Raw genomic sequence first — 18,796 nt, forward strand, 5'->3', positions numbered from 1 at the left:
CGCAATGGGTGATCGATTTATCCACAGGGCTGGGCAATCACGTGGGGTGGCTGCTGTTGTTGATAACTGTGTTGGGGGTTGGCGGGCGGGAGGTTTATCGGCGGCATCTGCCGGCGCGGCTGTGGATGGTGCGCTGGGGGCTGCGGGTGCCGGTGGTCGGCACCTTGCTCGGGCAGGCGGCGTTGGCGCGGTTTGCGCGCAGTCTGGCGACCTCTTATACAGCGGGCGTGGCGTTGCTGGATGCGCTGGCAACGGTGGCGCCGGTCAGTGGCAACTGCCTGCATGAGCGGGCGATCCTGGCGTTGCGCCAGGGCGTGGCCAATGGGGCAAGCCTGCAACAGGCGATGGAGGCGGACGGGCTGTTCCCGCCACTGCTGCGCCAGCTGGTGGCGGTCGGCGAGGCCAGCGGCACCCTCGACACCATGCTGGACAAGGCCGCGCTACATTACGAAGAGCAGGTGAGCCAGGCGCTGGAGCAGTTGACCACGCTGCTGGAGCCGGCCATCGTGCTGATCCTCGGGCTGCTGGTGGGGGGCCTTGTCGTGGCAATGTACTTGCCGATCTTCCAGTTGGGTAGCCTGATCTGAACATGAATGCCTGGGCCGTAATCGTCGATCATCCGCCGTTCTTTTATGCCCTGGCCGCGGTGCTGGGGTTGCTGGTGGGCAGTTTTCTCAATGTGCTTGTGTACCGGCTGCCGCTGATGCTCGAGCGCCAGTGGCAGCGGGAGGCGCAGGAGGTGCTGGGGCTGCCGCAGGCCGAGCACGAGCGCTTCGACCTGTGTTTACCGGCGTCACGCTGCCCGCATTGCCAGCGCCCGATCCGGGCGTGGGAAAACATTCCGGTGTTGAGTTACCTGGCCTTGCGCGGGCGTTGCTCGGGGTGCAAAGCCCGGATCAGTGCGCGTTATCCACTGGTGGAGTTGGTCACTGCCCTGCTGTCGCTGCTGGTGGCGTGGCATTTCGGGCCGGGCGTGGAAGCGCTGGCGGTGATGCTGCTGACCTGGGGGCTGATCGGCTTGAGCCTGATCGATGCCGAGCACCAGTTGCTGCCGGATGTGCTGGTGCTGCCGCTGTTGTGGCTGGGGCTGGTGGTCAACGCCTTCGGGTTGCTGGTGCCGCTGGCCGATGCGGTGTGGGGCGCGGTGGCGGGTTACCTGAGCCTGTGGACGGTGTACTGGGTGTTCAAGCTGGTGACCGGCAAGGAGGGCATGGGCTTTGGCGACTTCAAGCTGCTGGCCATGCTCGGCGCCTGGGGTGGTTGGCAGATTTTGCCGCTGACCTTGATGCTGGCCTCCCTGGTTGGGGCGCTGATCGGGCTGACGCTGGTGCGTCTGAAGCGCACGCAAATGGGCGCTGCGCTGCCTTTCGGGCCTTATCTGGCCATTGCGGGGTGGATCGCCGTGCTCTGGGGTGATGAAATAGTCGCTTCTTACCTGCAACTGCTTGGAACCTGATGAGCACAGCGCCTTTCACCCCCTGGATTCTCGGCCTGACCGGCGGCATCGGCAGCGGCAAGAGCGCCGCCGCCGAGCGTTTCGTCGAGTTGGGCGTGCACCTGGTCGATGCCGACCAGGCCGCGCGCTGGGTTGTCGAGCCGGGGCGCCCTGCCCTGGCCCGTATCGTCGAACGCTTCGGCCCCGGCGTGCTGCTGGAGGACGGCCAGCTCGACCGTGGCGCCCTGCGCCAGCAGATCTTCGCTGACCCTGCGCAACGGCAATGGCTGGAGCAGCTGCTGCACCCGCTGATCGGCCAGGAGATCTTCAGCTACCTGGCCAAGGCCGAGACGCCCTATGCGGTGTATGTGTCGCCGCTGTTGATCGAGTCGGGGCAGTTCAGCAAGACCCAGCGCATATTGGTGATCGATGCGCCGACCGAGTTGCAGGTGCAGCGCACCCTGCAGCGGGACAACACCAATCCTGAGCAGGTGCAGGCGATTCTCAAGGCCCAATTGGCCCGGGAAGAGCGCCTGCGCCATGCCGATGACGTGGTGGTCAATGATCGTGACCTGCAATCGCTGCACGACGAGATCGACCGCCTGCACCACTTTTACCTGACTTTGCGAGGAGGCCAGCCATGAGCCAGCCGATGACCGTTGATTGCCCGACCTGTGGGGCGCCCGTGGAATGGGGGGAGAAGAGCCCGTTCCGGCCGTTCTGCTCGGACCGCTGCAAGCTGATCGACCTGGGGGCCTGGGCGGCCGAGGAGCATAAGATCGCGGGGGCGGAAGAGTCCGAGGATGAGTTGTATTCGGGGGATCTGGAGCCGCGGCACTAAGCTGGGCTTGGTGGTGTGAGCACCACCGCAATCGCGGGGCAAGCCCGCTCCCACGCCGGTCGTCCATTAACTGGGAGGCCGGCGTTCAAGCCTCAGACATTTCTTACCTGTTAATCAGACCGCGCTGAATAGGCGCTCGCCCTATCCATTGGCATCGTTCGATGCACCAGCCATTCTCCCTTGCTGCTGGTCATCCGAGCAGGACGCCAACATGCCAGAACTGTATTTCATCGCTTACGGATTGGCGGCAGGCGTACTGCTCGACTGGCTGTGCCGCCCTAAAGGGTTGCGAAGGGCTGTGTACATCATCTTCATGGTGGTCGGCATCACCACTTGCTCCCAATTGGGTGAACGGCAAGTGCTGCAGCTCGATGGCGGCCTGTGGGGGATATTGTTCATGCTGGTCGGCCAGCGCTTGCTGTTCAAACGCTCACGCTATTTTCGCGATGATTCGGATTGAGAAACGACAGGCCGAGGTCACTCAATCGCGGGTGAACCCGCTCCCACAGGGAATTGCGTCACCTCTACATGACCGTGGGGTGCCGCGGTCGCGAATGGGCGGCCATGTGGGCCCACCCATCATTCATTGAATTAGCAGGGACCTGTGGGAGCGGGTTTACCCGCGAACACCGGCAAAGCCGGTGCCATGCACCGAGTCGCCTGCTTCGCGGGTGAACCCGCTCCCACAGGACCCGGACATGGATTCATGTCAGCGCTCTTCATCCTTCCAGGGCGCCTGCAAATATCGGCTGCGGTTGAACGTTTCCAACCACTCGGGGCAGAACACCACCAAGGCACTGATCACCGTGCCATTGATGAACGCCTCGGGGAACATCATCAGCCACAGGTAGCCAACAAAGTCGCTCAGCCACTCGGGCATGGCAAAACGCTCGTCCATCCACAACACCCCCAGCCCAGCCGCCAGGCACACCAGCACGGTCAGTGCGGCGGGGAAGAACCCGCAACAGAAGATATACACGAACAGGTTACGCGGCTGGGCGCGCTCGACCAGGATCGCGCACACCTCGGTGACCAGCACCGGCAAGCCGACGATCAGCAGGCCGTTGACGCCTATCGCGGCAAGGTCCTGGCGGCCGAGCAGCAACAGGCCAAGCTGGGCAAGAAAGCCGCCGAGCACTGCCAGCGGCCAGTCCAGCAACAGGGTGACGGCGGTCATGCCGATGAAGTGGTACGACACCCCGGTATCGAAATCCCGCCGCACCAGCCACAGCACGAACAAGCAGAACACCGTGCCAAACAGCAGGTGCTGGCGACGGGTGTCAGCGAACAACTCCACCCAGCGCGTCCGGCTGGCAGCCCAGACCAGCAGGGGTACGTAACCGAGCCAGCCAAGGGTGAGGCTGGTGCTGGACAAGACCTGTGCGCTGATCACCTGAACAATATCCCTGTCGGCCATGTGGACAAGCCTGAGTCTACACCCATTCTCCCTTTCGTCCGGTTGCTATAGGCTGACACCTCCTTTCGCTGCAGGACGCATCCCCGATGACCGAAGGCATCAACCTACCCTTGCTGCTGGGCGCGCTGTTCAGCGCCATCGCGGGGGTACTGCACCTGATGGTCATCGCCGTGGGCCCGCGCTGGTACCGTCTGTTCGGCGCAGGCGAGCGCATGGCCCGGGCCGCCGAACAAGGGCGTGCCTACCCTGCCCTGGTCACCCTGGTGATCGCATCGGTACTGCTGGTCTGGGCCGCCTACGCGCTGTCGGCGGCCGGTGTGATCGCGCCACTGCCTTTGCTGATGCCAATCATCTGCCTCATTACCCTGGTGTACCTGGCCCGTGGCCTGCTCGGGCCGCTGTTGCTGGCCGGTACCGGGCGCAGCCGGCGTTTCATCGCGGTTAGTTCGGCCATTTGTGTGGGCGGCGGGCTGCTGCACCTGTTCGGGGTCGTGCAGCAATGGCTGGTGCTGGGCTGATTCCCACGCACAAACAGCATCTTACCGTCATCAATTAGCGACTAAGCTTGTCCCCATGGATGACTCAGACTACCTGCGCCTGCTTACCATCCAGGCCGAACAAGCCAATGCGTTCCTGTCCAATGCCCGCAAATGGGAACGCGAGCGTTGGGTCTGCCAGCGCCTGCTGCAAGGGCTGAACATTCCCTACCGCAGCGAGGACTTCACCCCGGCCGGGCAGGAGCCGCCGGACGTACTGTTCCGCGACGCGGCGTTCGAGGTGTTCTTCGTGCTCGACGAGGGCCGGCGGCTCAACGATGAATGGCGCGAGGAGCTGCAACGGCGGCGCAGCGCGTTTTCCCTGGCCCAGCTGGTGCGCCGCGAGCAGCGGCCCCGGCGGATCAGCGCCCAGGAACTGCTGGCGCGCCTGGCGCCCACGCTACGCAAGAAATCGCACAACTACCGCGAACGCGGGCTGGACCTGGGCGAGCTGGACATCATCGCCTTCTCCAGCCTCAAGCGCGAAGTGCTCGACCTCAACAGCCATTTCCCGCCGCCCACCGAATACCTGCGCCAGGGCTGGCGGTCGCTGTCGCTGGTGGGGCCGACCTTCGCCCGGGTGCTGTTCGCCCACCCCGACGCGCCGGATTTCCTGCGCGGCAACCTGGGGCGCAGCATCGTGTTCGACGTAGGCATCAGTCTTTGATCCAGTGCCGGGTGTCTTTGCGATCACGTACACTCGGCGCCAGGGATAGAAAGCATTATCATTCGACCCATGCGTTTGCGTGAACGCTGTGGCGTACACGCAGTCACAAACGTCTATCTGACGAGGCCCACCATGACCAGCCGCCTGAATCCCGAAGATCAGCGTCGCGTCGATGAGTATCTGAGCGCCCCCCAGCATCAAGTCGAGCGCAGGCCCTTCCGGCCGTTGCTGCTCCTGTTGCTGGTGGTGGCCGTGACCATCGGTCTGGGCCTGTTGAGCCGCCTGCTGAGTGGACTGGTGCTATGAGCTGCCTTGCGCTCGCCCGCCCCTCGTGCCGGATGCGGCCGGACCTTGTGTCCACGAATTCCGTAAAACTTGTGAGATATCCCCATGACTCATCGCATCGTGATTGTCGGCGGCGGCGCCGGCGGCCTGGAACTGGCGACCCGCCTGGGTAAAAGCCTGGGCAAGCGCAAACAGGCCGAGATCACCCTGGTTGATGCCAACCTGACGCACATCTGGAAGCCCCTGCTGCACGAAGTAGCGGCCGGTTCGCTGAACTCCTCGGAAGACGAACTGAACTACGTGGCCCAGGCCAAGTGGAACCACTTCAACTTCCAGATGGGCCGCATGAGCGGCCTGGACCGTGAAAGCAAACTGATCCAGCTGGCCGCGACCCTCGACGACGAGGGCCGTGAGCTGTTGCCTGCGCGCACCATCGGCTACGACAGCCTGGTGATCGCCGTGGGCAGCAACACCAACGACTTCGGCACCCTGGGCGCGGCGCAGCACTGCCTGTTCCTCGACAGCCGCAAGCAGGCCGAGCGCTTCCACCAGCAGCTGCTCAACCATTACCTGCGTGCCCACGCGGGCGATGTGGCCAGCGAGAAGATCAGCGTGGCCATCGTCGGTGCCGGCGCCACCGGCGTGGAGCTGGCGGCCGAGCTGCACAACGCCGCCCATGAGCTGGCGGCCTACGGCCTGGACAAGATCCAGCCGAAAGACATGCACATCACCCTTATCGAGGCCGGCCCGCGGGTGCTGCCGGCGCTGCCGGAGCGCATCAGCGTGCCGGTGCACAAGACCCTGGAAAAACTCGGCGTGACGGTGATGACCAACGCCGCGGTCAGCGAAGTGACCGAGGATGGCCTGAAGACGGCGGCCGGCGAAGTGATCCAGGCCAGCCTGAAGGTGTGGGCGGCGGGCATTCGCGCGCCGGGCTTCCTCAAGGACATCGACGGCCTGGAAACCAACCGCATCAACCAGCTGGTGGTGCGCCCGACCCTGCAGACCACCCGCGACGACAATATCTTCGCCTTCGGCGACTGCGCCGCCTGCCCGCAGCCGGGCAGCGACCGCAACGTGCCGCCACGGGCCCAGGCCGCGCACCAGCAGGCTTCGCTGCTGGCCAAGAGCCTGAAGGCGCGCCTGGAGAACAAGGCGCTGCCGACCTACGAGTACAAGGACTACGGCTCGCTGGTGTCGCTGTCGCGCTTCTCGGCGGTGGGCAACCTGATGGGTAACCTGATGGGCAGCGTGAAGCTGGAGGGCTGGCTGGCGCGGATGTTCTATGTGTCGCTGTACCGGATGCACCAGATGGCGTTGTATGGGTTCTTCCGCACGGCGATGATGATGCTGGGCAGCAAGATTGGGCGTGGGACCGAGCCGCGGCTGAAGTTGCACTGAGGCTTTGAGATCCTGGGGCTGCTGCGCAGCCCTTTCGCGACACAAGGCCGCTCCCACAGGCAAGCGTATCTCCCTGTGGGAGCGGCCTTGTGTCGCGATAGGGCCGCAAAGCGGCCCCAGCGATTCACCTGACCACGCGATACGTGCTCTGCACAAACCCACTCTCGTAGCTGGTCGTCTTCATGTGCTGCAACAGCACATCCTTCGCCAACCCGCCAAACAACGGAATCCCCTGCCCCAGCAGCACGGGAATGCGGGTGATGGTCATCTCGTCCACCAGCCCCTCGCGCAAAAACCCCTGAATCAGCTTGCCGCCATCCAGGTACAGGCTTTTCGCGCCCGTGGCCTGCAGGTGCTCGAGCAATGCCGGGATCGGCCCTGGATGCAGTTCGACCTGCGCCGGCGCGCCCTTGGGCAAGGCCTCGAGGCTGGCGCTGACCACCACAACCCGCGTATCGGCATATGGCCACTCACCAAAGGTCATGACCTTGTCGAAGGTCCCGCGCCCCATCACCAGCGTATCGACGCCCGCCATGAACCCGGCGTAGCCATGGTCGTCGGTGGATTGGGTGGCGCCCATCAGCCAATCGAGGCCGCCGTCTTCACGGGCGATGTAGCCATCCAGGCTGGTGGCGATGAAAACACGGGCTCTGAGGGACATGCACGGCGCTCCTGCGGGCAAAAGAAAAAGGGCATCTCATTCGAGATGCCCTTTTTACATGGTGGGTCGTGTAGGATTCGAACCTACGACCAATTGGTTAAAAGCCAACTGCTCTACCAACTGAGCTAACGACCCGGAAAATGGTCGGGGTGAGGGGATTCGAACTCCTGACATCCTGCTCCCAAAGCAGGCGCGCTACCGGACTGCGCTACACCCCGAGATTGGCTCCGCGACCTGGACTCGAACCAGGGACCCAATGATTAACAGTCATTTGCTCTACCGACTGAGCTATCGCGGAACTGAACTTCGGTACATCTTTACTGCTTCGAAGCCTGTGTTAGCTTCGAACTCTTTAGCTGCTTCGCTTTCGCGTTGTCGCTGCTGAGGTCGGCTATTCTACATTCTTCGTTTTGCTTGTCAACCACTTTTTTTCGTTCAACTTACTGATTTGTAAGTTGTTTTGCGATCTCCGATGTTGCTGGTGATTCGCTCAGTGCCTGACAGCGGGGCGAATATTAGGGGCACTCTGATTTTTGTGCAAGCATTTTTTTCAAAAATTTCAGCAAGTTATCTGGAAAGCCCGAAAAGGCCCGGTTTTTCTGGGCCTGTGCTGGCCTCTTCGCGGGTAAACCCGCTCCCACAGGTACCGCACCACGATCAAAGCTTGTGAGATCCCTGTGGGAGCGGGCTTGCCCGCGAAGAGGCCAGCACAGGCAAACACATAAAAAAGAGCCCCGCATGTGCGGGGCTCGTCCATGGCTGCTAATGATCAGGCGAAGACGATTTCCTCGCCCTGCACCTTCGCGGTGATCGCCGCACCCGGCAGGAACTCGCCAGACAGGATCAGCTGCGCCAGCGGGTTCTCGATCCAGCGCTGGATCGCACGCTTGAGCGGCCGTGCGCCATACACCGGGTCGTAACCGACGGCGATCAGCTTGTCCAACGCCTCCGGGCTCAGGCTCAGGCTCAACTCGCGCTCGGCCAGGCGACCGCGCAGGCGACCAAGCTGGATCTCGGTGATGCCGGCGATCTGCTCACGGCCCAAGGGCTCGAACACCACCACTTCGTCGATACGGTTGATGAACTCCGGACGGAAGTGCGAACCCACCGCGTCCATCACCGCCGCACGCTGCGCCTCGCGGTCACCGGCCAGTTCCTGGATCTGCGCCGAGCCCAGGTTGGAGGTCATCACGATCACCGTGTTGCGGAAGTCCACGGTGCGGCCGTGGCTGTCGGTCAGGCGGCCGTCTTCCAGCACCTGCAGCAACACGTTGAACACATCCGGGTGGGCCTTCTCCACCTCGTCGAGCAGCACCACCGAGTACGGTTTGCGACGCACGGCCTCGGTCAGGTAGCCGCCCTCTTCATAACCCACATAGCCTGGTGGAGCGCCGATCAGGCGAGCCACGGAGTGTTTCTCCATGAACTCGGACATGTCGATGCGCACCATGGCCTCTTCGGTGTCGAACAGGAACTCGGCCAGTGCCTTGCACAGTTCGGTCTTGCCCACGCCGGTGGGCCCAAGGAACAGGAACGAGCCGCTGGGGCGGTTCGGGTCGGACAGCCCGGCACGGGAACGGCGCACGGCGTTGGCCACGGCGGTCACCGCCTCGTCCTGGCCGATCACCCGCTCATGCAGCAGGCTTTCCATCTTCAGCAGCTTCTCGCGCTCGCCTTCGAGCATCTTGGCCACTGGGATGCCGGTCCACTTGGAGACCACTTCGGCGATCTCTTCCTCGGTGACCTTGTTGCGCAGCAGCTGGTTCTCGGTCTTGCCGTGCTGGTCGACCATCTGCAGGCTGCGCTCCAGGTCCGGGATCACCCCGTACTGCAGCTCGGCCATGCGGCTGAGGTCGCCCTTGCGGCGGGCGGCTTCCAGCTCCTGGCGCGCCTGCTCGATCTTCTGCTGGATCTGCGCCGAGCCCTGTACCTCGGCTTTTTCCGAGGCCCAGATCTCTTCGAGGTCGGCATACTCGCGCTCCAGGCGGTCGATTTCCTCGGTCAGTTTCTCCAGGCGTTTCTTCGCCGCTTCGTCCTCTTCTTTCTTCAGCGCCTGGGATTCCACCTTCAGCTGGATCAGGCGACGGTCGAGGCGGTCGAGCACTTCCGGCTTGGAGTCGATCTCCATGCGGATACGGCTGGCCGCTTCGTCGATCAGGTCGATGGCCTTGTCCGGCAGCTGGCGGTCGGTGATGTAGCGGTGGCTGAGCTTGGCCGCGGCGATGATCGCGCCGTCGGTGATGGCCACCTTGTGGTGCACCTCATAGCGCTCTTTCAGGCCGCGCAGAATGGCGATGGTGTCTTCCTCGCTCGGCTCCTCGACCAGCACCTTCTGGAACCGACGCTCGAGGGCGGCGTCCTTCTCGATGAACTGGCGGTATTCGTTGAGCGTGGTGGCGCCGACGCAGTGCAGCTCGCCACGGGCCAGGGCCGGCTTGAGCATGTTGCCGGCGTCCATGGCGCCCTCGCCCTTGCCGGCGCCGACCATGGTGTGCAGTTCGTCGATGAACAGGATGATCTGGCCTTCCTGCTTGCTCAGTTCGTTGAGCAGGCCCTTGAGGCGTTCTTCGAACTCGCCGCGGTACTTGGCGCCAGCGATCAGCGCGCCCATGTCCAGGGCCAGCAGGCGCTTGCCTTTCAGGCCGTCGGGCACCTCGCCGTTGATGATGCGCTGGGCCAGGCCCTCGGCGATGGCGGTCTTGCCCACGCCGGGCTCGCCGATCAGCACCGGGTTGTTCTTGGTGCGGCGTTGCAGCACCTGGATGGTGCGGCGGATCTCGTCGTCACGGCCGATCACCGGGTCCAGCTTGCCTTCTTCGGCGCGCTTGGTGAGGTCGACGGTGTACTTGTCCAGGGCCTGGCGCGATTCCTCGGCGTTGGCGTCGTTCACCGCCGCGCCGCCGCGCAGGTTGTTGATGGCGTTCTCCAGGGCTTTCTTGCTCACGCCCTGGCCGAGCAGCAGCTTGCCGACCTTGCTGTTCTCGTCCATGGCGGCAAGCAGCACCAGTTCGCTGGAGATGAACTGGTCGCCCTTCTGCTGGGCCAGGCGGTCGGCCTGGTTGAGCAGGCGCGCCAGGTCCTGGGACATGTTCACATCGCCCGTGGGGTTCTGGATTTTCGGCAGCTGGTCGAGCTCCTTGGTCAACGCCTTGCGCAGGCTGTTGATGTCGAAGCCGACCTGCATCAGCAGCGGCTTGATCGAGCCGCCCTGCTGGTCGATCAGCGCCTGCAGCAGGTGCAGGGGCTCGATGGCCGGGTGGTCCATGCCCACGGCCAGGGATTGGGAGTCGGATAACGCGAGTTGCAGCTTGCTGGTCAGTCGGTCTATTCGCATGGGGGATACCTTCCTTTAAAGGGCAGGCGGAGCGATGGACAGCACCTGTAATGAAGAACCTGCCTGAGATGACCAATAGATAAGGGTGATTCTGGAAGATTCAAGCGTAGCGGGGTTGACAAGAGTCAGCCTGAAGGTTCGGCGCTGGGTTCTTCGCGGGTAAACCCGCTCCCACAGGATCTCCACAGCCCTTCAGCACACCCCAGCCCCTGTGGGAGCGGGTTTACCCGCGAAGGGGCCGGTACAGGTTAACGCGGCTGCAACCAGACCAACGAAGCAAAGCGCCCACCCTGCGGGGTGCGACGATAGGAGAAGAAGCGTGGATCGCTGACCGTGCAGAAGCCCCCACCATAAACGGCGGTAACGCCACGCGCCGCCAGGCGGATCCGCGCCAGCTGGTAGATATCGGCCATCAGCTTACCCGGGCGCTCACCCTCGACAAACGCCGAGGCCGTCTCGGGATGCACGGCGGTAAAGGCATCGCGCACTTCCATACCCACCTCGAACGCCTGCGGCCCAATGGCCGGGCCCAGCCACACCAGCACCTCTTCAGGCGCCAGCGCCAGGCGGTCGAGGGTGGCCTCCAGCACGCCACCGGCCAGCCCGCGCCAGCCGGCATGGGCAGCTGCCACACGGGTACCGGCGCGGTCACAGAACAGCGCGGGCAGGCAATCGGCGGTCATCACGGTGCAAGCGATGCCCGGCTGGTCGGTCCAGCTGGCATCGGCTTCGGCGACCACGGCGGGATTGGCGTCGGCCACCACCAGCCCATGCACCTGCTTGAGCCAGGCGGGCTGGATGGCGAATTCATCGCTCAGGCGACGACGGTTCTCGGCGACCGCCTGCGGGTCATCGCCCACATGGTCGCCAAGATTGAAGGATTCATAGGGCGGCAGGCTGACGCCGCCCTCGCGGGTGGTGACGCAGGCGCGAACCGAGGCCGGGGCCGGCCAGTCGGGGAGGATCAGCGACTGCGCCAGGCCACTCATCCGATGAAGCTCTCGCGGTCCTGGTCGAGCAGCGACAGCAGCCACTGGAAGTCGTCCGGCAGCTCCGACTTCCATTCCATGCGCTCACCCGTGGTCGGGTGGTCCAGCGCCAGGAAGCGTGCGTGCAGTGCCTGACGCGGGAAGTGCTTGACCGCCTCGACCATGGCCACGCTGGCGGCCGGCGGGATGCGGAAGCGTGCACCGTAGGTCTGGTCGCCGACCAGCGGATAACCGACATGGGCCATGTGCACACGGATCTGGTGGGTGCGGCCGGTTTCCAGCTTGACTCGCACATGGGTGTGCGAACGGAAGCGCTTGAGCACGCGGTAGTGGCTGACGGCCGGCTTGCCGCCCTCGGTCACCGCCATGCGCTGGCGCTCGCCGCCGTGACGGCCGATCGGCGCGTCGATCTTGCCGCCGGCGATCACCACGCCAACCACGATGCACTCGTAGATACGGCTGACCGAGCGCTTCTGCAGCTGGTCGACGAGGTTGGTCTGCGCCTGCAGGGTCTTGGCCACCACCATCAGGCCGGTGGTGTCCTTGTCCAGGCGGTGCACGATGCCGGCACGCGGTACGTTGACGATGTCCGGCACATGGTGCAGCAGGGCGTTGAGCAGGGTACCGTCGGGATGACCGGCCGCCGGGTGGACCACCAGCCCGGCGGGCTTGTTGATCACCAGGATCTGGTCGTCCTCGTAGACGATGTCCAGCTCGATGTCCTGAGCCACCCATTCGCCCTGGGCCTCCTGTTCGGCTTCAAGGGCCAGGATGGAGCCGGTGTGGACGGTGTCGCGCGGTCGCAGCACCGCGCCATCGACGGTCAGGCGGCCATCTTTGATCCACGAGGACAGGCGCGAACGCGAGTACTCGGCGAACAATTGGGCGGCGACCTGGTCGAGGCGTTGGCCGCCCAGTTCGGACGGGACCTCTGCGCTAAGTTGAATGATCTCGGACATGCTCGAATCGACGGGCGTTCAGCCTTTGGTTTCGGCTGCGCGCTTGTGGTTAAATACGGCTTCTTTTGCCCCGGGGTTTGGCCGGGGGCGCTCATCATAACAGGACGGCACCGCCCAAGACAGCGGCCGTCAAAGGGACGCAAGCCGCCATGCAAGTGAAACACCTGCTGCTGATCGCCATCCTCGGGCTCACCGCTGCCTGTTCCTCGAACAAGGAAGTCATTGACGAGAACCTCAGCGAGGCCGAGCTGTACCAGCAGGCGCAGGCCGACCTGGACAACTCCAGCTATACCAGCGCCGTGAACAAGCTCAAGGCCCTGGAATCGCGCTACCCGTTCGGCCGCTACGCCGACCAGGCGCAGCTCGAGCTGATCTACGCCAACTATAAAAACTCCGAGCCCGAGGCCGCCAAGTCCGCTGCCGAGCGCTTCATCCGCCTGCACCCGCAGCACCCGAACGTCGACTACGCCTATTACCTCAAGGGCCTGACCTCGTTTGACCAGGACCGTGGCCTGCTGGCGCGCTTCCTGCCGCTGGACATGACCAAGCGCGACCCGGGCGCCGCCCGCGACTCGTACAACGAGTTCGCCCAGCTGACCAGCCGCTTCCCCAACAGCCGCTACGCCCCGGACGCCAAGCAGCGCATGATCTACCTGCGCAACCTGCTGGCCTCCTACGAGATCCACGTGGCCAACTACTACCTGAGCCGCGAGGCCTACGTGGCCGCCGCCAACCGTGGCCGCTACGTGGTGGAGAACTTCCAGGAAACCCCGTCGGTGGGCGATGGCCTGGCGGTGATGGTCGAGTCGTACCAGCGCATGCACCTGGACGAACTGGCAGCCACCAGCCTCGAGACCCTCAAGCTCAACTACCCGGACCACCCGAGCCTGGTCGATGGCCAGTTCGTCACCAAGGTGGATGAAAACGGCAACCGCTCGTGGCTGTCCAAGGCCACCCTGGGCCTGATCGACACCCAGGCGCCGCTGCCACCGGGCGAGACCCGCGCCAACCAGGACGTGGTCAAGCAGTTCCAGGATGCCCGCTCGGAAATGCCGCAAGAGCTGCTGCCCAAGGACGAGAACGGCGACCCGATCCTGCCGGAAGGTCCGAAGGAAGCCGAGAAGGACCGTTCCTGGTTCAGCTACATGACCTTCGGTCTGTTCGACTGATACCACGCACGCAAAGAAAGGGAGGCCCGAGGCCTCCCTTTTTTCATGCCTGCGTCCTAGACTGTCGGCTTCTTTTCTCGACAAGCTGGACACCATGGTTCGCCTACTCTTCTGGATCGCCCTGATCGCCGCCGCGTTCTGGCTGTGGCGCAAGTTCAAGACCAGTCAGCAATCACCTGCCGAGCCGCGCCTGCAGGACCCGCTGAAGATGGTGCGCTGCGCCCATTGCGGCGTGCACCTGCCCAATGACCGGGCGTTGTCGCGGGGCCAGGAGTGGTATTGCAGCCAGCAGCATCTGGAACAGGGGCCAGGCCAGCAACGCTGACCGACGCGCCTTACACGATCCCTGTGGGAGCGGCCTTGTGTCGCGAAAGGGCTGCGTAGCAGCCCCAGGATTTCAGCGTTGACGCAAAGATCGCCGGGGCCGCTTTGCGGCCCTTTCGCGACGCAAGGCCGCTCCCACAGGGGGACAGTTCCCTGCGCGACAGCGCAGCCCAAAGCGCTGGGCGATCTCCTACAAGAATGATGCATGGCTCAAGGCCCGTGCTCAGCCCAGACGCCCCTCAGGCGCATACGGCGACGGATCGATGATCGGCTCGCGCCCCAACAACAGATCGCCGAACAGCTGGCACGACGCCGGCGCCAGCACCAGGCCGTTGCGGTAATGCCCGCAGTTCAGCCATAGCCCCTCATGCCCCGGCACCTTGCCGATATACGGGATACCTTCCGGCGACCCAGGGCGCAAGCCAGCCCAATGCCCCACCACCTCGGCATCCCCCAGCGCCGGCAGCAACTCCACCGCAGAGGCCTTCAGGCTCTCCAACGCATCCCCGGTCGGGGTCTTGTCATAGCCGGCATGCTCCAGCGTACTGCCCACCAGGATATGCCCGTCGCGGCGCGGGATCGCATAGCGCCCCTTGGCCAGGACCATGCTCGGCAAAAAGTCCTCGGCGCACTTGAACAGGATCATCTGCCCCTTCACCGGTTCCACCGGCAGCGCCAGCCCGAGGGTCTGCAGCAGGTCACCGCTCCAGGCTCCGGCGCTGAGCACCACATCGTCGGCGGCGATCACACCGTCCTCGGTCTGCACACCGGTAACGCGGCCACCTTCATGGACAAAACCGGTGATCTGGCAATGCTCGCGCAGGGTCACGTTCGGCAGTGCCTGCAGCGCGGCCTTCAGCGACTTCACCAGCCGCGGGTTACGCACGTTGGCCACGCCCGCCATGTAGATGGCATGGCGGTAACCCGGACCGAGCACCGGCACGGCGTCGTAGGCCGCCGAGATATCCACCGCGCTGAGCGGGCGATGCTCACGCGCCGCCCAGGCCAGGGCCTCGGCTTCGTCTTCCAGGTCCAGCCAGTAGAGCCCGGTGGTATGCACCTCGGGGTCGACCCCGGTGCTGGCGAACAGGCGCTCGCCCAGCTGTGGATAAAAATCCTGCGACCAGTGCGCCAGGGCGGTCACCGCCGGGCTGTAGCGCCACGGGTACAGCGGCGAGACGATCCCGCCACCGGCCCAGGACGACTCCCGACCCACCTCGCCCTGGTCGCACACCACCACCCGGTCGACATCCGCCGCCAGGTTGAACGCGGTCAGCAGGCCGATGACACCGCCGCCGACAATCACTACTTGCTTGCTCATGGTTCGATCCAACACCTGAAGTAATTCCACGGTGCCTGGGCACCTCATGATCTTCAGCTCCCCCAGCACGCCTGGTCGCCCGCGCCCGTGTTATCGCGCACGCCCGCCTGGTCGAGCAGGAAGTCGCCGCAGCGGTCATCCGCCATGAAGGCCTCGGGCACACGGCTGGCGTGCAGGCTGAACCGGTCAGTGTCGCGCCAGGCCTGCAGGCGGTAGTAGCGTGTGCCTGCGGGCAACACGGTGCTCAGCTGCTCGTTGTCGGCGTAACCGCCCACGCGTGCGCGGTGCTGCTCCAGGCGCAATGCCGCGTCCTGCAGCAGGCCGACCGCTTCACTTCGCGCGGCGCGCCGCAGCTGGTCGCTGTAGCTGGGGTAGGCAATGGCTGCCAGCATGCCGATCAGCGCCACGACAATCAATAATTCGATCAGACCAAGGCCTCGCTGCATCTCAGCCCTCCCCCAGGCGCTGGCGCCAGCTGATCCGCTTCACTGCACCGTCATCGTCGATGGCATAGACCGCCTCAAGCAGTTGCCGCCCACGGGTTTGGAGGCCCACCGCCGTCACCCGGACCAGCGTCAGCCTGTCCCCGACGGGCTGACCCGCGACACGCAGGCTGTCTCCCAGGGTTTGCAGGTGAACGAAGCCACTGTAGGTCGCCAGCCAGGGTGGAGAAGGCTGCGTATCAGGTGGACTGGGTGGCGGACAGGCCTGGCATCGGGGCGGCATGCTGCCTGCAAGCAGTTCTGCGCCCTCGATCAAGGCCGCCTCCGCCTGCTCGAAGGCCCGTGCGCCGGCCAACTGATCGCCTGCCTGACGTTGCTGCAAAAGCGCCTCGCGCAGGGCCAGGGTTGCCAGCAGGCCGAACAGCAGGCTCAAGACCAGCGCCAGCAACAGCACGATGCCACGCTGCCCCGTCACGACCTAGCTCCCGGATTGCGCAGGGCCACGCTCAGAGAATGGTGCTGCTCGAGCCCGTGCTGCCGGTCATGCAAGGTCAGGCGGATATCCAGCCGCTCGCCCTCTCCCGCCTCGACACGGCGGACCTCCAGCGCCCGCACCTGGTCGATGAGGCTGGCATGCTGCGCATTGCTGGTGAGCATCAGGCTGCCGTTGCGCACCCGGTAGGTCACCCGGCGCACCGGCAGCGCCAGCAACTCGCCGTCCCCGGCGTGCTGCCCGGGCTGCACCCGCGCCCAACTGCGACAGTCGCTGAGCACGGTCCAGTCCGGTGTGCCGAGCAACCCGGGCAACTCGGCGCCGACCAGGGTCAGGCTGTCGCCGGTGATCGCGATGGGCGAGGCGAAAGCCTGGGCCGCGCCAGGATCGGCGAAGTCCTCGGTTTCAAGGCGCAGGCAACCGAACATCCCCGCCTGGCGGATATCCTCGGCCATTCGCTGCAAGGCCAGGCGCGCGTCATCCTGCAGGCGTGCCGCCGCGCCCTGCAGTTGCCAGGCCTGATGCGCCGAGACGAACACCTGGCCGGCCGCCACCAGCAGCATCAGGCCCAGTGCCAGGGCCAGCAGTGCCTCGACAAGGCCGAAACCCACCTGCCGACGCCTCATGGCAGCACCCTGCCCTGCACGCTCAGCGACTGCCGCCCCTCTCCCATGCCCGGCCAATCGACGTCCAGCACCAGCACGCCCCCGGCCAGGCTCATGCGCCCTTGCGCCGCACCACCGAGCACCTGGGTCAGCCGCGACTGCCAGGCCGCTTCCTCGCCAGCCTCGAGCGCCCCGGCAGCCCTGACGCGCTCCAACATGCCCTGGGCCAGCTGCAACGCCTGCGCTTCCCGTCGCGCCCCCTCGACGGCCTGCAGCCCGCGCAACTGCAAGGCCGCCGATGCGAACAACCCCAACGCCAGCACCGTGACGGCCAACAGCACCTCCAGCAGTGTCATGCCCTTTTCCCTCGCGCCCATTGCCCCTCCTGGGATCTTTCCTCGCCCACAACACGAACCGGCCGACTGGCGCCCTTGCCGGGCGTCCTGGAAGCTACAGAGAAGCACGTCCAGGGAGGAATGCCGCGTGGGGCAACAAGGCGTAACACTGATACAAATGATGTTCGCACTGGGCGTGCTGAGCCTTCTGACACACCAGGGTCTGTCGGCCTACGGCAAGTTCAGCGAAGAGCTGTACCTCAGCGCCGCGGCCAGGGAGCTGGCGCTGGCCCTGCGCGGTGCCCGCAACCAGGCGGCGCTAAGGCACCAGGCCGTGCTGGTCAGGCCGCTTGAGGAAGATTGGGGCAAGGGCTGGCGGGTAATACTGGAACACGATGGCGAACTGTTGCAGGAACATCGCCTGGGCAAGCCACTGAGGATTGCCACGACCTCGGACCGGGTCGTGAGGTTCAGCGCCCGGGGGGCGCCGCTGGGGGTGGGCTTCGTCGGCGCCACGCTGGACATCTGCCCGCGCACCACCCTCGACAGCCGTCATCAGGTGGTGCTCAGCCCCAGTGGCAGGGTCAGCCTGCGCAGCGACGAGGGCCGCCGCTGTGCACGGGGCTGACTCAGATCAGCGAGCGAACCCGCAGTTCCTTGGGCATGGAGAAGGTGATGTTCTCCTCGCGCCCGTCGAGCTCTTCGGCGCCGGTCGCGCCCCAGGCCTTGAGCTGGTCGATCACGCCACGCACCAGCACCTCGGGGGCCGAGGCCCCGGCGGTGATACCGATGCGCTCGGCCCCGTCGAACCAGCTGCGTTGCAGGTCCTCGGCGCCATCGATCAGGTAGGCCGGGGTGCTCATGCGCTCGGCCAGCTCGCGCAGGCGGTTGGAGTTGGAGCTGTTGGGGCTGCCGACCACCAACACCACGTCGCACTCGTCGGCCAGCTGCTTGACGGCATCCTGGCGGTTCTGCGTGGCGTAGCAGATGTCGTCCTTGCGCGGGCCGCCGATGTTCGGGAAGCGTTCGCGCAGGGCGTCGATCACCCGGCTGGTGTCGTCCATCGACAGGGTGGTCTGGGTGACGAAGGCCAGGTGGTCGGGGTTGCGCACCTGCAGCTTGGCGACATCGTCCTCGTCCTCGACGAGGTAGATGGCGCCGCCGTTGCTGGCATCGTACTGGCCCATGGTGCCTTCGACTTCCGGGTGCCCCTCGTGGCCGATAAGGATGGTCTCCCGGCCGTCGCGGCTGTACTTGGCGACCTCGATATGCACCTTGGTCACCAGCGGGCAGGTGGCGTCGAACACCTTCAGGCCACGGCCGGCGGCTTCCTGGCGCACGGCCTGGGAAACGCCGTGGGCGCTGAAGATGACGATGACGTCGTCCGGCACCTGGTCCAGCTCTTCGACGAAGATCGCGCCACGGTTGCGCAGGTCCTCGACCACGAACTTGTTGTGCACCACCTCGTGGCGCACGTAGATCGGCGGGCCGAAGACTTCCAGGGCGCGGTTGACGATCTCGATCGCCCGGTCGACCCCCGCGCAGAAGCCGCGCGGGTTGGCGAGTTTGATTTGCATGCTC

23 protein-coding genes and 3 tRNA genes are annotated in these 18,796 nt (G+C 65.0%); 12 read left to right on the top strand and 14 right to left on the bottom strand.

Annotated features, from left to right (window positions below; all coding sequences use genetic code 11):
• The 5 genes from DMX06_RS24485 to DMX06_RS26205 all read left to right on the top strand — a co-directional run.
• Positions 1 to 587 (top strand): type II secretion system F family protein (locus tag DMX06_RS24485; RefSeq protein ID WP_181427894.1); only part of this gene is annotated, 587 nt, incomplete at its 5' end.
• Positions 588 to 589: 2 nt separating this feature from the next.
• A complete protein-coding gene (locus tag DMX06_RS24490; RefSeq protein WP_110739746.1) occupies positions 590 to 1,456 on the top strand; it encodes a prepilin peptidase in 867 nt (288 codons plus the stop codon).
• A complete protein-coding gene (coaE, locus tag DMX06_RS24495) occupies positions 1,456 to 2,079 on the top strand; it encodes a dephospho-CoA kinase (RefSeq protein ID WP_110739747.1) in 624 nt (207 codons plus the stop codon). Before DMX06_RS24490 ends, coaE begins: the two co-directional genes overlap by 1 nt.
• Positions 2,076 to 2,276 carry a DNA gyrase inhibitor YacG gene (yacG, locus tag DMX06_RS24500; protein WP_011535705.1) on the top strand — a complete coding sequence of 67 codons (201 nt, stop codon included), beginning with the start codon at positions 2,076 to 2,078 and terminating at the stop codon, positions 2,274 to 2,276. Before coaE ends, yacG begins: the two co-directional genes overlap by 4 nt.
• Before the next feature lie 211 nt (positions 2,277 to 2,487).
• On the top strand, positions 2,488 to 2,736 hold the full coding sequence (locus DMX06_RS26205; RefSeq protein WP_146232238.1) for a hypothetical protein: 249 nt from the start codon (positions 2,488 to 2,490) through the stop codon (positions 2,734 to 2,736).
• 249 nt (positions 2,737 to 2,985) lie between these two features.
• On the opposite strand, the gene DMX06_RS24510 is transcribed toward DMX06_RS26205, so the two are convergent.
• On the bottom strand, positions 2,986 to 3,693 hold the full coding sequence (locus DMX06_RS24510) for an energy-coupling factor ABC transporter permease (RefSeq protein WP_110739749.1): 708 nt from the start codon (positions 3,691 to 3,693) through the stop codon (positions 2,986 to 2,988).
• Positions 3,694 to 3,779: 86 nt separating this feature from the next.
• On the opposite strand from DMX06_RS24510, the gene DMX06_RS24515 reads away from it, so the two are divergent.
• From DMX06_RS24515 to DMX06_RS24530, 4 genes are all read left to right on the top strand, one after another.
• The gene (locus tag DMX06_RS24515) at positions 3,780 to 4,211 is read left to right on the top strand and encodes a hypothetical protein (RefSeq protein WP_110739750.1); all 432 of its coding nucleotides are present in this window, start codon (positions 3,780 to 3,782) and stop codon (positions 4,209 to 4,211) included.
• Positions 4,212 to 4,266: 55 nt separating this feature from the next.
• Positions 4,267 to 4,896, top strand: a complete 630-nt coding sequence (locus tag DMX06_RS24520) for a DUF1780 domain-containing protein (RefSeq protein WP_110739751.1) — start codon at positions 4,267 to 4,269, stop codon at positions 4,894 to 4,896.
• A gap of 132 nt (positions 4,897 to 5,028) precedes the next feature.
• Positions 5,029 to 5,202, top strand: a complete 174-nt coding sequence (locus DMX06_RS24525) for a DUF3094 family protein (protein WP_050703672.1) — start codon at positions 5,029 to 5,031, stop codon at positions 5,200 to 5,202.
• Between the two features lie 84 nt (positions 5,203 to 5,286).
• Entirely contained in the window at positions 5,287 to 6,582 is a 1,296-nt protein-coding gene (locus tag DMX06_RS24530) for an NAD(P)/FAD-dependent oxidoreductase (RefSeq protein ID WP_110739752.1), read from the top strand.
• Positions 6,583 to 6,706: 124 nt separating this feature from the next.
• Here DMX06_RS24530 and DMX06_RS24535 read toward each other — a convergent pair whose 3' ends face one another.
• From DMX06_RS24535 to rluD, 7 genes are all read right to left on the bottom strand, one after another.
• A complete protein-coding gene (locus DMX06_RS24535; protein ID WP_110739753.1) occupies positions 6,707 to 7,243 on the bottom strand; it encodes a dihydrofolate reductase family protein in 537 nt (178 codons plus the stop codon).
• A 59-nt stretch (positions 7,244 to 7,302) separates the two neighbouring features.
• Positions 7,303 to 7,378, bottom strand: a tRNA-Lys gene (locus DMX06_RS24540).
• 6 nt (positions 7,379 to 7,384) lie between these two features.
• Positions 7,385 to 7,461, bottom strand: a tRNA-Pro gene (locus tag DMX06_RS24545).
• Between the two features lie 4 nt (positions 7,462 to 7,465).
• A tRNA-Asn gene (locus tag DMX06_RS24550) sits at positions 7,466 to 7,541 on the bottom strand.
• A gap of 471 nt (positions 7,542 to 8,012) precedes the next feature.
• Positions 8,013 to 10,577: an ATP-dependent chaperone ClpB gene (clpB, locus tag DMX06_RS24555; protein WP_110739754.1), complete on the bottom strand. Its 2,565-nt coding sequence runs from the start codon at positions 10,575 to 10,577 to the stop codon at positions 8,013 to 8,015.
• Between the two features lie 248 nt (positions 10,578 to 10,825).
• On the bottom strand, positions 10,826 to 11,566 hold the full coding sequence (gene pgeF, locus DMX06_RS24560; RefSeq protein WP_110739755.1) for a peptidoglycan editing factor PgeF: 741 nt from the start codon (positions 11,564 to 11,566) through the stop codon (positions 10,826 to 10,828).
• Positions 11,563 to 12,525 carry a 23S rRNA pseudouridine(1911/1915/1917) synthase RluD gene (gene rluD / locus DMX06_RS24565; RefSeq protein WP_028689894.1) on the bottom strand — a complete coding sequence of 321 codons (963 nt, stop codon included), beginning with the start codon at positions 12,523 to 12,525 and terminating at the stop codon, positions 11,563 to 11,565. Before rluD ends, pgeF begins: the two co-directional genes overlap by 4 nt.
• 149 nt (positions 12,526 to 12,674) lie before the next feature.
• On the opposite strand from rluD, the gene DMX06_RS24570 reads away from it, so the two are divergent.
• On the top strand, positions 12,675 to 13,694 hold the full coding sequence (locus tag DMX06_RS24570; protein WP_110739756.1) for an outer membrane protein assembly factor BamD: 1,020 nt from the start codon (positions 12,675 to 12,677) through the stop codon (positions 13,692 to 13,694).
• 94 nt (positions 13,695 to 13,788) lie between these two features.
• Positions 13,789 to 14,019: a PP0621 family protein gene (locus tag DMX06_RS24575; RefSeq protein WP_028689896.1), complete on the top strand. Its 231-nt coding sequence runs from the start codon at positions 13,789 to 13,791 to the stop codon at positions 14,017 to 14,019.
• 222 nt (positions 14,020 to 14,241) lie between these two features.
• Here the strand turns inward: DMX06_RS24575 and thiO are convergent, their stop codons facing one another.
• Genes thiO through pilV form a run of 5 tightly spaced genes read right to left on the bottom strand, consistent with a single transcriptional unit; the run spans position 14,242 to position 17,257 of the window.
• Entirely contained in the window at positions 14,242 to 15,339 is a 1,098-nt protein-coding gene (gene thiO / locus DMX06_RS24580) for a glycine oxidase ThiO (protein ID WP_110739757.1), read from the bottom strand.
• Positions 15,340 to 15,392: 53 nt separating this feature from the next.
• Positions 15,393 to 15,785: a type IV pilin protein gene (locus DMX06_RS24585; RefSeq protein ID WP_110739758.1), complete on the bottom strand. Its 393-nt coding sequence runs from the start codon at positions 15,783 to 15,785 to the stop codon at positions 15,393 to 15,395.
• 1 nt (position 15,786) lies between these two features.
• Positions 15,787 to 16,257 carry a hypothetical protein gene (locus DMX06_RS24590; protein WP_110739759.1) on the bottom strand — a complete coding sequence of 157 codons (471 nt, stop codon included), beginning with the start codon at positions 16,255 to 16,257 and terminating at the stop codon, positions 15,787 to 15,789.
• Entirely contained in the window at positions 16,254 to 16,901 is a 648-nt protein-coding gene (locus tag DMX06_RS24595; protein WP_110739760.1) for a PilW family protein, read from the bottom strand. Before DMX06_RS24595 ends, DMX06_RS24590 begins: the two co-directional genes overlap by 4 nt.
• Positions 16,898 to 17,257 (bottom strand): type IV pilus modification protein PilV, encoded by a 360-nt coding sequence (pilV, locus tag DMX06_RS24600; RefSeq protein WP_110739761.1) that lies wholly within the window; start codon positions 17,255 to 17,257, stop codon positions 16,898 to 16,900. The genes DMX06_RS24595 and pilV overlap by 4 nt, the downstream gene beginning before the upstream one ends.
• A 136-nt stretch (positions 17,258 to 17,393) precedes the next feature.
• On the opposite strand from pilV, the gene DMX06_RS24605 reads away from it, so the two are divergent.
• Positions 17,394 to 17,843 (top strand): GspH/FimT family protein, encoded by a 450-nt coding sequence (locus DMX06_RS24605; RefSeq protein ID WP_110739762.1) that lies wholly within the window; start codon positions 17,394 to 17,396, stop codon positions 17,841 to 17,843.
• 1 nt (position 17,844) lies between these two features.
• Here the strand turns inward: DMX06_RS24605 and ispH are convergent, their stop codons facing one another.
• A complete protein-coding gene (gene ispH / locus DMX06_RS24610) occupies positions 17,845 to 18,792 on the bottom strand; it encodes a 4-hydroxy-3-methylbut-2-enyl diphosphate reductase (protein WP_110739763.1) in 948 nt (315 codons plus the stop codon).
• Between the last annotated feature and the right edge of the window lie 4 nt (positions 18,793 to 18,796).

Source organism: Pseudomonas mosselii, assembly GCF_003205295.1.
Taxonomy (GTDB): Bacteria; Pseudomonadota; Gammaproteobacteria; order Pseudomonadales; family Pseudomonadaceae; genus Aquipseudomonas; species Aquipseudomonas mosselii_B.

Excerpts from the sequence above, each read along its gene's own strand:
- DMX06_RS24490 (WP_110739746.1), top strand. The coding sequence starts at position 590 with ATGAATGCCTGGGCCGTAATCGTCGATCATCCGCCGTTCTTTTATGCC.
- coaE (WP_110739747.1), top strand. The coding sequence starts at position 1,456 with ATGAGCACAGCGCCTTTCACCCCCTGGATTCTCGGCCTGACCGGCGGC.
- yacG (WP_011535705.1), top strand. The coding sequence starts at position 2,076 with ATGAGCCAGCCGATGACCGTTGATTGCCCGACCTGTGGGGCGCCCGTG.
- DMX06_RS26205 (WP_146232238.1), top strand. The coding sequence starts at position 2,488 with ATGCCAGAACTGTATTTCATCGCTTACGGATTGGCGGCAGGCGTACTG.
- DMX06_RS24510 (WP_110739749.1), bottom strand. The coding sequence starts at position 3,693 with ATGGCCGACAGGGATATTGTTCAGGTGATCAGCGCACAGGTCTTGTCC.
- DMX06_RS24515 (WP_110739750.1), top strand. The coding sequence starts at position 3,780 with ATGACCGAAGGCATCAACCTACCCTTGCTGCTGGGCGCGCTGTTCAGC.
- DMX06_RS24520 (WP_110739751.1), top strand. The coding sequence starts at position 4,267 with ATGGATGACTCAGACTACCTGCGCCTGCTTACCATCCAGGCCGAACAA.
- DMX06_RS24525 (WP_050703672.1), top strand. The coding sequence starts at position 5,029 with ATGACCAGCCGCCTGAATCCCGAAGATCAGCGTCGCGTCGATGAGTAT.
- DMX06_RS24530 (WP_110739752.1), top strand. The coding sequence starts at position 5,287 with ATGACTCATCGCATCGTGATTGTCGGCGGCGGCGCCGGCGGCCTGGAA.
- DMX06_RS24535 (WP_110739753.1), bottom strand. The coding sequence starts at position 7,243 with ATGTCCCTCAGAGCCCGTGTTTTCATCGCCACCAGCCTGGATGGCTAC.
- clpB (WP_110739754.1), bottom strand. The coding sequence starts at position 10,577 with ATGCGAATAGACCGACTGACCAGCAAGCTGCAACTCGCGTTATCCGAC.
- pgeF (WP_110739755.1), bottom strand. The coding sequence starts at position 11,566 with ATGAGTGGCCTGGCGCAGTCGCTGATCCTCCCCGACTGGCCGGCCCCG.
- rluD (WP_028689894.1), bottom strand. The coding sequence starts at position 12,525 with ATGTCCGAGATCATTCAACTTAGCGCAGAGGTCCCGTCCGAACTGGGC.
- DMX06_RS24570 (WP_110739756.1), top strand. The coding sequence starts at position 12,675 with ATGCAAGTGAAACACCTGCTGCTGATCGCCATCCTCGGGCTCACCGCT.
- DMX06_RS24575 (WP_028689896.1), top strand. The coding sequence starts at position 13,789 with ATGGTTCGCCTACTCTTCTGGATCGCCCTGATCGCCGCCGCGTTCTGG.
- thiO (WP_110739757.1), bottom strand. The coding sequence starts at position 15,339 with ATGAGCAAGCAAGTAGTGATTGTCGGCGGCGGTGTCATCGGCCTGCTG.
- DMX06_RS24585 (WP_110739758.1), bottom strand. The coding sequence starts at position 15,785 with ATGCAGCGAGGCCTTGGTCTGATCGAATTATTGATTGTCGTGGCGCTG.
- DMX06_RS24595 (WP_110739760.1), bottom strand. The coding sequence starts at position 16,901 with ATGAGGCGTCGGCAGGTGGGTTTCGGCCTTGTCGAGGCACTGCTGGCC.
- pilV (WP_110739761.1), bottom strand. The coding sequence starts at position 17,257 with ATGGGCGCGAGGGAAAAGGGCATGACACTGCTGGAGGTGCTGTTGGCC.
- DMX06_RS24605 (WP_110739762.1), top strand. The coding sequence starts at position 17,394 with ATGATGTTCGCACTGGGCGTGCTGAGCCTTCTGACACACCAGGGTCTG.
- ispH (WP_110739763.1), bottom strand. The coding sequence starts at position 18,792 with ATGCAAATCAAACTCGCCAACCCGCGCGGCTTCTGCGCGGGGGTCGAC.